This window comes from Mammaliicoccus lentus (assembly GCF_002902755.1).
Lineage (GTDB): Bacteria > Bacillota > Bacilli > Staphylococcales > Staphylococcaceae > Mammaliicoccus > Mammaliicoccus lentus.
On record NZ_PPRS01000004.1, the window covers coordinates 122,302 to 134,622 of the forward strand.

9 protein-coding genes and 1 pseudogene are annotated in these 12,321 nt (G+C 32.5%); 4 read left to right on the plus strand and 6 right to left on the minus strand.

The genetic code is table 11. The features are described from left to right. Nucleotides 1–190: 190 nt before the first annotated feature. Nucleotides 191–424 carry a DUF3923 family protein gene (locus tag CD135_RS02100; protein WP_064211238.1) on the minus strand — a complete coding sequence of 78 codons (234 nt, stop codon included), beginning with the start codon at nt 422–424 and terminating at the stop codon, nt 191–193. A gap of 132 nt (nt 425–556) precedes the next feature. Between CD135_RS02100 and CD135_RS02105 the strand changes: the two genes are divergently transcribed. Beyond that, nucleotides 557–1,432 (plus strand): helix-turn-helix transcriptional regulator, encoded by an 876-nt coding sequence (locus tag CD135_RS02105; RefSeq protein WP_103268712.1) that lies wholly within the window; start codon nt 557–559, stop codon nt 1,430–1,432. Between the two features lie 162 nt (nt 1,433–1,594). Continuing rightward, complete coding sequence (gene aldA / locus CD135_RS02110) at nt 1,595–3,019, plus strand: aldehyde dehydrogenase (RefSeq protein WP_103268713.1); 1,425 nt, start codon at nt 1,595–1,597, stop codon at nt 3,017–3,019. An 88-nt stretch (nt 3,020–3,107) separates the two neighbouring features. On the opposite strand, the gene CD135_RS02115 is transcribed toward aldA, so the two are convergent. Next, complete coding sequence (locus tag CD135_RS02115; protein WP_103268714.1) at nt 3,108–3,956, minus strand: CPBP family intramembrane glutamic endopeptidase; 849 nt, start codon at nt 3,954–3,956, stop codon at nt 3,108–3,110. Between the two features lie 156 nt (nt 3,957–4,112). On the opposite strand from CD135_RS02115, the gene CD135_RS02120 reads away from it, so the two are divergent. Then, entirely contained in the window at nt 4,113–5,123 is a 1,011-nt protein-coding gene (locus CD135_RS02120) for an aldose epimerase family protein (protein ID WP_103268715.1), read from the plus strand. Between the two features lie 74 nt (nt 5,124–5,197). On the opposite strand, the gene CD135_RS02125 is transcribed toward CD135_RS02120, so the two are convergent. The 4 genes and pseudogenes from CD135_RS02125 to CD135_RS02140 all read right to left on the minus strand — a co-directional run bounded on the left by CD135_RS02125 (nt 5,198) and on the right by CD135_RS02140 (nt 11,818). Continuing rightward, nucleotides 5,198–6,418 (minus strand): metal-dependent hydrolase family protein, encoded by a 1,221-nt coding sequence (locus CD135_RS02125; RefSeq protein ID WP_016999338.1) that lies wholly within the window; start codon nt 6,416–6,418, stop codon nt 5,198–5,200. A gap of 19 nt (nt 6,419–6,437) precedes the next feature. Then, complete coding sequence (locus CD135_RS02130) at nt 6,438–7,604, minus strand: hypothetical protein (RefSeq protein ID WP_103268716.1); 1,167 nt, start codon at nt 7,602–7,604, stop codon at nt 6,438–6,440. A 314-nt stretch (nt 7,605–7,918) separates the two neighbouring features. Continuing rightward, a complete protein-coding gene (locus tag CD135_RS02135; protein WP_103268717.1) occupies nt 7,919–9,280 on the minus strand; it encodes an amino acid permease in 1,362 nt (453 codons plus the stop codon). 544 nt (nt 9,281–9,824) lie between these two features. Then, nucleotides 9,825–11,818, minus strand: a pseudogene (locus CD135_RS02140) (catalase). A gap of 187 nt (nt 11,819–12,005) precedes the next feature. Between CD135_RS02140 and CD135_RS02145 the strand changes: the two are divergent. Then, on the plus strand, nt 12,006–12,320 hold the full coding sequence (locus CD135_RS02145) for a PTS sugar transporter subunit IIB (RefSeq protein WP_016999342.1): 315 nt from the start codon (nt 12,006–12,008) through the stop codon (nt 12,318–12,320). The last annotated feature ends 1 nt before the right edge of the window (nt 12,321 follow it).

The window sequence follows — 12,321 nt, forward strand, 5'->3', positions numbered from 1 at the left end:
GAAACAATGAAGAGAGTTTTTTGATGGTGGAAGATTTGGGAGCGGATGTTGCAAGACGAGTGCCACGTGCAATATAAAGGGTTAGGATGTTGCAAGACAAGTACCACGTGCAATATAGAGTGTTAGAATGTTGCAAGACGGGCTCCACGTGCAACATTGTGATATCGTAAATCATTTCAAAGCCCTTTTATTATGTGCTTTGTCTTTTAGAAACAACAATATTAAAAATTAACCATATTAATTGTAGTAAAAATGGGAAAATGAATGCTAGAAATAATATACCAATATTAACCCATTTTAATTCTATGGTTTGAGTGACACCTCCAGCATCTTGATCTCTAAACCATAAAAATAATGAAATAGCAGTGAAAGAAGCCAGTTCAAAAATACTAACAATCCACCATAAAACCCAAGATAGTTTCATAACTGTTACCTCAATATACTCTATTTATAAAATAAGGATACATATCGAATGATACCATTTTAAAAATAGCAAATAAAGTCAAGATTTAATGAATTTAAATAGCTAATATAATATCTAGAGGAGGTGATTACTTTGAAATATGATACTATCATTCAAAAAACAATTAATTGGATTGAAAATAACTTACACGAAGATATTTCTTCTACTGATATATCAAGCGTTGCAGGATTTTCAAAATATCATTTTCATAGAGTGTTTTTGTCATTTACCGGTATGTCTTTTGCTAATTATATCAGAATACGAAGACTCACAAATGCTGCTAATTTATTAATTAATACTGAAGAGAAGATAATAGACATAGCATTTTATTATCAATTTGAATCACAAGAATCTTTTACGAGAGCTTTTAGAAAATATTATGGTTTACCACCTGGACGATACAGAAAGTTGATGACTAATGTAAATAGAAAAAAGGAGGATTTTATAATGAATAATGAAATTAAAGGTTGGTTTATTAGTGGCAGTGATCCTTTTGATTATGAAATGGGAATAGATCATACAAATGTATATCAAGGTAAAGCATCAGGTTTTTTAAAATCAAAAAATGGTAGAAAGCCAAATGGTTTTGCCACAATGATGCAACAGTTTAGTGCCAAATCATATAAAAATAACCGAATGAAATTATCAGCTTTTATTAAAACTGATAATGTTCAAGAAACTGTTGGGTTGTGGATGAGAATAGATAATAAGTCAGAAGACATATTACAATTTGACAATATGAGTGATCGCCCAATTGTTGGTACAAATAATTGGAATATATATTCGATTGTTCTTGATGTACCAGATAGTAGTGAAATAATATCTTTTGGATTATTATTACAAGGATCAGGTAAGGCTTGGATTGATGGTATACGTTTTACGAGTGTAGATAAAAATACTCCTTCAACTAACATGAATTTGGACCGTGTACTTTTAGATAAACCAATTAATTTAACATTTGAAGATTGAAAATACTTTAATTTACGGTGCTGTTTTATTTGTAGTTTTAGGAATTATTATTCAATCATTTAACATATTCTTTGATTAGAATGTACATTCACATTCTATCCTCTATATTTGTTTACTTAATTCTTTTCAAGGGAATTATTTAATAAAAAGGGAGGTCATTTTGTGAATAAGTTATTTATTAATGGTCAGTTTGTTGAAAGTAAATCTACTGAAGATTTAGATGTTATTAACCCTGCGACTGAAGAGGTTATCGATACAGTGACTTTAGCGAATGAAGATGATGCTGAGAAGGCTATTAAAGGTTCTAATGCTGCTCAGTTGGAATGGGAAAAGGTTAATATTATTAAACGTGCAAAAATAGTTGAGGCATTGGCTGAAAAACTTGAGAAAAACAAAGATGAACTTGCTAAAATTTATGTAGAAGAGCAAGGTAAAATATATAGTTCTGCTATTGGAGAAATTGATAAGTCTATTGAATATATTAAATATATGTGTAGCTTAGCTAGAAAGAATAACGGTGAGGTTCTTCAAAGTGAGGTTGAAAATGAAACTGTTATTCTTACTAAAAAACCTGTAGGGACAACTGTCGGTATTATTCCATGGAACGCACCAATATTTGTATTAATGAGAAAGCTTATTCCGGCTCTTGTTACAGGTTGTTCTATTGTTGTAAAACCAAGTGAAGAAACACCTTTCGGAACTTTCAAAATAGCTGAATATATCCAAGAAACAGATATACCAGATGGCCTTGTTCAAATTTTAACGGGTACTGGCTCAGATGTCGGCAATTATCTATCTCAAAGTAAAAATGTAGATTTTATTTCTATTACGGGCAGTATCGGTGCTGGAAAATCTGTTATGGAGAATGCAGCTAGTAATGTTAAAGGTGTAAACTTAGAACTTGGTGGTAAAGCACCAGCGATTGTAACGAAAAATGCAGATTTAGAAAAAGCTGCTGAATACATTGTACAAGCAAGAATTAATAATAGTGGTCAAGTATGTACATGTCCTGAGCGTATATATGTTGAAAAAGACGTATTCAATGACTTTTTAGAAATCGTTAAGCGTAAAATGAAAGACGTTCGCCCTGGAGATCCTAATGATAAAGAAACAACGATGGGATCGATGATTAACCAAAAACAATTATCAGCAGTAGATGACAAGGTACAAACTGCCATTAAGGAAGGTGCGAAAGTAGAATTAGGTGGTAATATAATAGATCGTAAAGGATTCTTCTATGAACCAACAGTGTTAACGAATTTATCTAAAGATTCTGTAGCGATGAAAGAAGAAATCTTTGGACCAGTATTACCGATTGTTAGTTATGACGCTTTCGACGAAGCCATAGATGAAGCGAACAATACTGAATATGGTCTTTCTTCTTATATATTTACTGAAAACCTAAAAGAAGCAATGTTAGCAAGTGAAAGATTAAAATTCGGAGAAGTATATGTTAATTGTGAAGCAGAAGAAGCAATTGTAGGTTATCATGCAGGATGGCGTCAATCAGGATTAGGTGGCGCAGATGGTATTAACGGATTTGAAGAATATTTAAATACGACAGTAACTTATATACGTTATGAATAAAATGAGTTAGGTATGAGAACTTTTTTAAAAAATTCAGGCTGAGACATTTATTAATGTCTCAGCCTAATTTATTTGTAACGCTAAATAATTAGATTTTGGAACTCTTTCTCTTAACTAAAGCGAGGATTGATAATATTAATATACTACCAATAATAACCCAGCCAAAGGATAAATAGATAACCATAATTCCAGGAATATCTTCTTTAAAAGAGATGAGGTTAGGGTATTTTGGGTTCGTTCCATTTGAAGCTATATACCTTGTAACGCCTAAGTAAACAAGGTGAAATAGTATGTTAACCCAAAGTGAGCCACTACAGTATTTGTATAACTGTAATGCAATACCAAATGTAAATATAAGAATAACGTAAGATATATTTATATCTAGAGATTTATTTAGGACGAAGCTCGTCACTGTTGTTGAGAACGTTGCTATACAAACAAATAATATTGGTTGAAGAAATATTGTAACGATAAAACGGAATTTTTTACTTAACTCGTTTAATACTAAACCACGTATAAAAACCTCTTCAGGAAATGCTTCATATAAAAAAGCAGTAACAATATTTAATAATATAGCTGAGATAACTCCAGAAGATAAATTGAACTGAATGTCTCTAATTAATCCAAGCTGATAAGCAGATAATAACCCTAAAACAACTAATATAAAAGGCGTTAAAATAGCTACTAATGTATATTTAGTAACTTTAAATTGAGTTAATGATAAAGATTTTAATATATCTTTATTTTTTCTTGAAATAATGAATAATGTTATTAATGTTGCTAATGAAAAGACAACACCTTGTACTATTACAGTCATATTCCAAGATAATAAATTTTGTTCATGAAAGAAATTACCGATAATACTTGAAAGAGAAAGTAATAATGAAGCTAATAACGCATACCATATAAGGCTAAGAAGACTAAAGTTTTTAGACATGAAAATTTTCTCCCTTATGAATATATTGATTTTGCATTGAGTAATTAAATTATTTTTTCTTTATTAAGAAGTATAACTTAAACCAGATTTGTTTTATATGTTGTGTTAAAATTTATAGTAAGTAAACGTTATCATATAAAGAATAGGGGTAAGGTAATGGCTTTTAATATTGAAACTTTAGATAAAGATAAAAATATTGATTTAATAACAATTTATGATGATTATTCAGAAATAAAATTCACGAACTTTGGTATGAGAATAGTCGATTGGAAAGTTAATGGTAGATCTATTGTTTTAGGGCCGGATGCACAAGATGACTTAATTCAATATTATGAAGAAAATCCATATTTTTTTGGTGCTACTATAGGTAGATACGGTGGCAGAATTGATGGTGGAAAGTTTGAGTTAAACGATCAAATGTATGAATTAGAACAAAATGACTCTGAGCATAATTTACACGGTGGTTCTAACGGATTACATACTCAAATTTGTGATTATGAAATTATAAATGATGATGAAGCGGTCACTATCATATATAATGCTGAACTGTTATCAAAAAATGATCATTTCCCAGGTGATATTCAAATTAAAGTCTTCCATCGTTACGATTTATCAAAAATGGAGTGGACGATTAATTACGAAGCTACTAGTACAGAGGATACATTATTTAATCCAATGAGTCATGTATACTTTAATTTAAATAAAATTGAACAAAGAATTGATAATCACGAAATTAAAAATGAAAATCTTCAAATGTACACATTGAATGACAAACAAATTGTTAAAAATGAAGAAACAGTAAATCTTAATGAAACGATTGATAAAAAATATTTATCTTTTAAAGATATATTCGAAAGTGGTTTGAATCAAATAGAGAAATATAATGGAATAGACCATCCAATCAAAATAAATGAGGATACATTCACAGTAACAAATGGAGAAATGGAAGTTAGTATGACGACAGATAATGACGTCGTTGTTCTATTTACATTAAACGACGTAGACTGGAATGACAGTAAAAATAGTATAGTCGAACACGGAGGCTTTACATTAGAAGCCCAATCCATTCCTGATGACATCCATTTATATGGTGAAAAAGCACCATCTATATTAAGAAAAGGAAAAACGTATAAAAGCGAGACAAGTTATAAGGTGAATGTAATCTAGTAAATTTAAATAACATACCAACATAAAAAAACTGACCTCATACTCAATTTGAGGTCAGTTTTTTTATGTTCTAATTATGCTCTAACATCTTTTACAATTTTACCGTCTATAGCTACGACTTTAATCTTGTTTGGATCTCTCAATACTGCGATATCCTCTAATGGGTTTTGTTCTAGTAAAATAAAGTCGGCTTTTTTACCTTCTTCGATTGTACCGAGTTCATCATCGTATCCTAAACATTCTGCAGCAACTTTAGTGGATGATACGATTGCTTCCATTTCAGTCATACCGTGCTCAACCATAAGCTCTAACTCTCTAAGGTTTGTACCGTGTTTGAATACACCTGCATCTGTGCCCATCGCGATTTTAACACCTGCTTGATGTGCTTTTTTGAAACTGTCGATATGATCTTGCATAACTTGTTTTGATTTATTGATTGAGTTTTCACTCATACCTAATTCAGTTGCGAATTCAATAACTGAAAGTGGAGCGAGTAGTGTTGGAACAAGATACATATCTTTTTCTTTCATGAGTTTAACAGCTTCATCGTCTAAATAAATACCATGTTCAATTGAATGGATACCCGCTTCAATACATTGTTTAACGCCTTCTAAACCTTGAGCGTGCGCCATTACTTTACGATTATTTCTAAATTGTGCTTCTTCTACAATAACTTTTAATTCTTCTAATGAAAATTGTGTGTAGTCTGGATGATCGGTAGCACTTGTTACGCCACCTGTTGCATGTACTTTAAGCACATCTGCTCCAGCTCTTAACATTTCACGAGCTTTTTTACGTACTTCCTGTACACCGTCACAAATTCCATTTGGCATACCTGGATATCCATCTTGTAAAATTGGTAGTTGGATGCCAGATTTAGTATAGCTATCACCATGACCTCCTGTAATAGTTAATGCGTTCACACTAATTTGTAAGCGAGGTCCTAACACTAACCCGTCATTGACAGCTTCTTTTACGCCTAAATCCGCACCTAATGCATCTCGAACTGTTGTTACACCAGCATCAACTGTGCGTTTTAAATGATCCATTGCTTTATAGAAATTATATGAAAATGGAGTAGATAAACGGTTTTCAAGTGGTTCCATTTCTAGCATCACATGTACGTGGCTATCTATCATACCAGGCAATAAATATTGTCCTTTACCATCTAACGTATCTTCACCACTTAAATTTTGACCAATTTTAGTGATTACACCATTTTCGACTTTGATATCAACATTTTGTTGAACTTCATTCCCTGTACCATCAATTAAATTTATATTTTTTACAATCATGTTTTTTCCTCCTATGTTGTTAAATAAAGTTCATAAGAATAGATGTCAGAATAACAGAAGCTACTGTTACCGTCGTGAATCCGCCGATAATCATTGGACTCAGTAACTCGTTAAATACATCTTCACGTTCATCCTTATCGTCTGTAACTGAGCGACTTACTTCTTCACATAAAATAAAATCTCCCGGGAAACCATAAAGTGCTGTTAAAGCAACAGGTAACGCTTTAGTCGGTCTCCAACCGATTAATTTCGCTCCTACATAACCCCCGATTAAAATACCGATTGTACCGATGATAAGAATAGAAAGGATAGCAGGTAGGTACGCCCAAAGATCTTGAGGTTTGATACCACCCATTGAACCGATAACAATTAAAATAATTGTAACCATCATAATAGTGAACGATTGGTTATGTTGCATTTCTTTTTCTTCGAACAAGCCAACTTTTAAACCTATAACCCCGAATAGTAGGCTAAGAAGTGTATAGTGGATACCTGTAACACCACCAATAATGAAAGCAAGACTTGCCAAGAAGAACATAATAAATAATCTAATGACGTTATTTTGTAACAAAGGATTTTTGTTAAAAATATTTTCTTTTTTAGTTTTATCTTTATCAGAAATTGTTGCGACATTTTTATCATGTTCACGATTCTTAAGATAATAACGTGAATATCGTTTCATTAATATAGCACTTAGAGGCATACCAATTACGCCTTGTAATGCCTGAACAATTGCAGGTAATACAATTAAATTAGCTAAACCTAAGTCTTGTAACTTTTCAACTGTAATAAGTAGAGCTACAATACCGCCTGCAATAGGTCCTACACCAGAAGCTGCAGTACGAAAATCGAACATTAACGTTACAAAAACAAGAATTAATGTTGTAGAACCGATAATACCGAATACAGAAATAACAACAGCTTTCCATTGTGATTTTAGAATGTGTAACGGCATCATTGTCCCCATATGCATAATAACTGGTCCAATAACAAGCGCACCAAGCGAAGGTAATATGGCGTTATCTAAAATTTTCTCAGGTAATACTCCGGCCCATGTTAATAACAAATAACTGACCATTGCTGTTAATAACATTGGAACACGCGCTTTAGTTAAATAAGAGATGATTTCTCCTAAAACAATTAGTGCAAATAAAATAGTTGCTGAAATTAGTGGTTCGCTCACCATAACCTTCACTTCCTTTTCTTTATAATGAAATCGATTTTAGCACATAAGAATACATTAGTTAATAGTATATTCTAAATATTTAGAATATATAGATAAATATTACACTTATAATTTGATTTCATATTTATAAAGAATAGAAATAGTAATATTATGAATGAGAATAGAGCGAGTGAGGATGCTTAGTTAGAAAAATTTGTAGATGAAGATGCCCTTATTGTCAATTCTTCGCAAACGTGTCAACCAAACCTTTTATACATACAAAAACAGGCGAACCCATATAACATGAAGGGCTCACCTGTTTATTCTATAAACTATTAATGTTTAGCAGTTTTTCTGTTTTTATTAATGTAATATACGCTTACTAATAAGATAATCCATAATGGTGAATACATCAAAGCTGTTCTTGTATCTTCTGCTAAGAATAAAACGACGAGTACAAATGCGAAGAAGATTAATGACAAGTATGATCCGATAACACCAAATGGGTTCTTGAATTTTGATTTTTTGTGTAATGCTGCATCTTCTCTTCTATATTTTATATAACAAATTAAAATTACTGACCAAATAAAGATGAAGAATATTGTTGCAAGTGTTGTGACGAGTGTAAATACATCGTCTGGAATAAAGTAATTTAATATTGCAGCGAAGAATAATACTACGCCTGAGAAAATCAGAGCAGGATATGGTACACCGCGTTTGTTTGTTTTGCTTAAGCCTTCTGGTGCATGTCCTGTTTGACCAAGTCCATAGACCATACGGCTATTACTAAATAATCCGCTGTTTGCTGCACTTGCTGCTGATGTTAATACAACAAAGTTTACAATACCTGCAGCTGCTGGTATACCTGCTAATACGAATAAATTAACGAACGGGCTTTCTGTTGCAGAAACTTTATTCCAAGGTGTAATACTCATAATAATGAGCAAACTTAATACGTAGAAAATTAATATACGGATACCTATTGAATTCACAGCTTTAGGTAAATTCTTTTCAGGATCTTTCGTTTCTCTAGCTGTTACACCTACAAGTTCAATACCTACAAAGCTGAACACCGCCATTTGAAAGGCGAGTAAGAATCCCATCGGACCATTCGGGAAGAAACCACCGTGTGTGTATAAGTTATGGAACCCAGATTGAATACCAGTAGTTGATTTGAAACCAGTAAATATTAACCAGAATCCAATCACTATTAATAACACAATAGCGATTACTTTAATTAATGCGAACCAAAATTCGATTTCGCCAAATAATTTAACTGTTAATAAGTTTAAACCTAATAAGATGACTACAGTTGCGATAGCAGAAACGTAAGAGGGTATACTTGGATACCAAAATTGTATGTATTTTGCTACTGCGGTAATATCTGCAATACCTGTTGCTACCCAACAGAACCAATAAGTCCAACCAGTTAAAAATCCAAATAAATGTCCTATATAATGTTCGGCTATATCTGTGAACGAATTATATTCACTGTTAGATAATAGTAACTCTCCTAATGCTCTCATCATTACAAATAGGAAAAATCCTATAATAATATATACTAATAAAATTGATGGACCGGCTAATGAAATACTTTTACCAGCTCCAAGAAACAGGCCAGTACCAATTGCGCCACCAATTGCAATCAACTGAATATGTCGACTGGACATACTCCGTTGTAACTCATGATTATCCATTTATTTCAGCTCTCCTTAATCTTAAAAAAACACATGTGAAAATTTGTATAACAAATTTCAATATAAAAAGCATTATACTACGAAATTTAGAAAAAAACAGAAGAAATTATATTTATACATTGTTTACAATATTTTTAAGGATTAGAACCATGTCAATGTAAGCGTTTAATATAGTAATTTTTAATCAATTGTGATAGACAACGTATAAATAACATTAAATGTACATAAATATTACTAGGATAATCATGAAAATATCTATTTTAATATTGAAAAATCAGAGACATAAACCCAATATTTAAAATAGCTTACTTCTACATAGATACTATACAAAAATGAAATACAGTCCGATAAAATAAAAATATCGAACCGCAAACGCAAAATACAGTCCGATAAAATAAAAATATCGAACCGCAAAGGCAAAATACGGTCCGATAAAATAAAAATATCGAACCGCAAACGCGAAATACGGTCCGATAAATAAAAATATCGAACCGCAAATAAAAAAGCTGAGGCATAAAATGTATGCCTCAGCTTAACCAGTATATTATTTTCTGTCCCAATATCTTGCGCGATCAAATGCTTTTACGATTGTTTCTGGTTCGTCAGATACAAATACACCAGGAGCATCAATTTTTAATTTTGCATTTCCTAATCCTTGGGATGCTGCTTTGTTTACAATCAATGGTTTATTGTGTTTGTAAGTGAGCTCAACGAATTCTTCTACTTGAGGCTTAATGTCACTGCCGTCTGATAATACGATTGTACTATCGAATAATGTTGAATGTGCAGTGTCAAATGTCTCAGTAATACCAAAGTCTTCGCTTAAGTTCTCAGGATATTGACCTACAAATGCATAGTTTAAGTCGTTTTCAGCAAATGTTTTCGCGTAAGATTTTAATGTGTCTACATCGATATTTCCATTTACTAATACTGCAACTGAATGTGCTGCAATTGGAATATCATATTTTTCCATTGTTAATTGGCTATCTTTCGCATCAGATTGAACTTCTTCATTTTCTTCAGGAACTTCAACGCCAACGTTTTTCGCAACTCGTTCTGCTAATGTGCGATCGACTTTATTTAATTGGTTTACAGCGTTTTGTTTAACCATTATAGAATTACACATACCAATTTCGAATGAGAAACCATCAACAGTATGGTCATATTCTGCTTGGCTTAAACTGTTTAAATAAAGTTTTGCTTGGCTATAATAATCTTTAAAGCTTTCGCTTCGTTTTCGTATTTTATGACCTTCAACTTTTTCTTGATAGTGTTCATAACCGCCTTCTTCTTTCGGAGTAGGATGTGGGTCGTTATTGTTTAATGCATTTTTATGATAAGCAACTTGTCCAGAGTTGATATTCATTTGATGCATTGCATCTCTTTGGTTGTTATGAACTTCATTTACAGGTCTATTAATTGGTATTTGATTAAAGTTTGGTCCACCTAATCTTGAAATTTGCGTATCTGTGTATGAGAATAAACGACCTTGTAATAATGGGTCATTTGAAAAGTCGATACCTGGAACAATATGACCTGGATGGAATGCTGCTTGTTCTGTTTCATCGAATACGTTTGAAACGTTACTATTAAGCGTCATTTTACCTACAACTTCAATTGGTACTTGGTCTTCTGGCCAAATTTTTGTAGGGTCTAAAATATCAAAGTCAAAGTCGAATTCTTGCTCTGGTTTAATAACTTGTAGCGCTAATTCCCATTCAGGATAGTCACCTTTTTCAATAGATTCATAAAGATCTTTACGGTGGAAGTCTACGTCTTTACCGTGAAGGATTTGTGCTTCGTCCCAAACTAATGATTCTAATCCGTGTAATGGTTTCCAATGGAATTTCACGAAGTAAGATTGTCCTTCACTGTTAACAAGGCGGAACGTGTGTATACCAAAACCTTCGATTTGTCTAAAGTTTTTAGGAATACCACGGTCACTCATAGCCCAAACTGTAGTATGCGTACTTTCTGGATTTTGCGCAAAGAAGTCCCAAAATGTGTCATGTGCAGTACCACCTTGTGGCATCTCATTATGAGGTTCAGGTTTAACTGCATGAATTAAGTCAGGGAATTTTATAGCATCTTGAATAAAGAATACAGGAATATCGTTACCTACTAAATCGAAAATACCTTCATCAGTATAGAATTTTGTCGCAAATCCGCGCACGTCTCTTACAGTGTCTGGTGAACCTTTAGAACCTTGAACTGTTGAAAATCTTACAAATACGGGTGTCGTTTTCTCAGGATGAGTTAGAAAGTCGGCTGAAGTATATTGTGACAAGTCTTTATAAACTTGGAATTCACCGTGGGCACCGAAACCCCTAGCATGTACAATACGTTCTGGAATACGTTCATGGTCAAAGTGCATGATTTTTCTCTAAAATGAAAGTCCTCTAGTAAACTAGGACCACGTTCACCAACTGTTAACGTGTTTTCATCTTCACTCACTTTAACGCCATTATTTGTCGTCATTGCCTTACCGTCATTGCTTTTAGTTACTTCATCAATTTGTTCTTTCTTTTTGTTACTCAACTCTAAGCCCCCCTAAATATATGATATTAATGTTATTCCCGTTAAAAATATTAAGAAACATTTATATAGGAAGAATAAGGAATTTTCAAAATATAACGACGCTTCCTCTATTAGTGGAAAATAGTTGTATCGATATGAAAGCGTATACAATATACAATTGAATTACAAATCAAAGGGGGAAGAAAAAATGAAAAATATTTTATTAGCATGTTCAGCAGGAATGTCTACAAGTCTTTTAGTAACTAAGATGGAAGAAGCGGCTGAAAAGCAAGATATAAATGTAAATATAAAAGCGATGTCTAGTGACAATGCTTTCCACTCACTTGAAGATTATGATGTGTTATTAATAGGTCCACAAATGAGATTTATGAGAAAGAAATTTTTAAAAGCAGCTGAAGACAAAGGTCTTAATTTACCAATTGAAGCAATTGATTCCGTTAGTTATGGAAGAATAGATGGTGAAGGCGTATTAAAACAAGCTTTATCATTACTGGAAGAGTAGG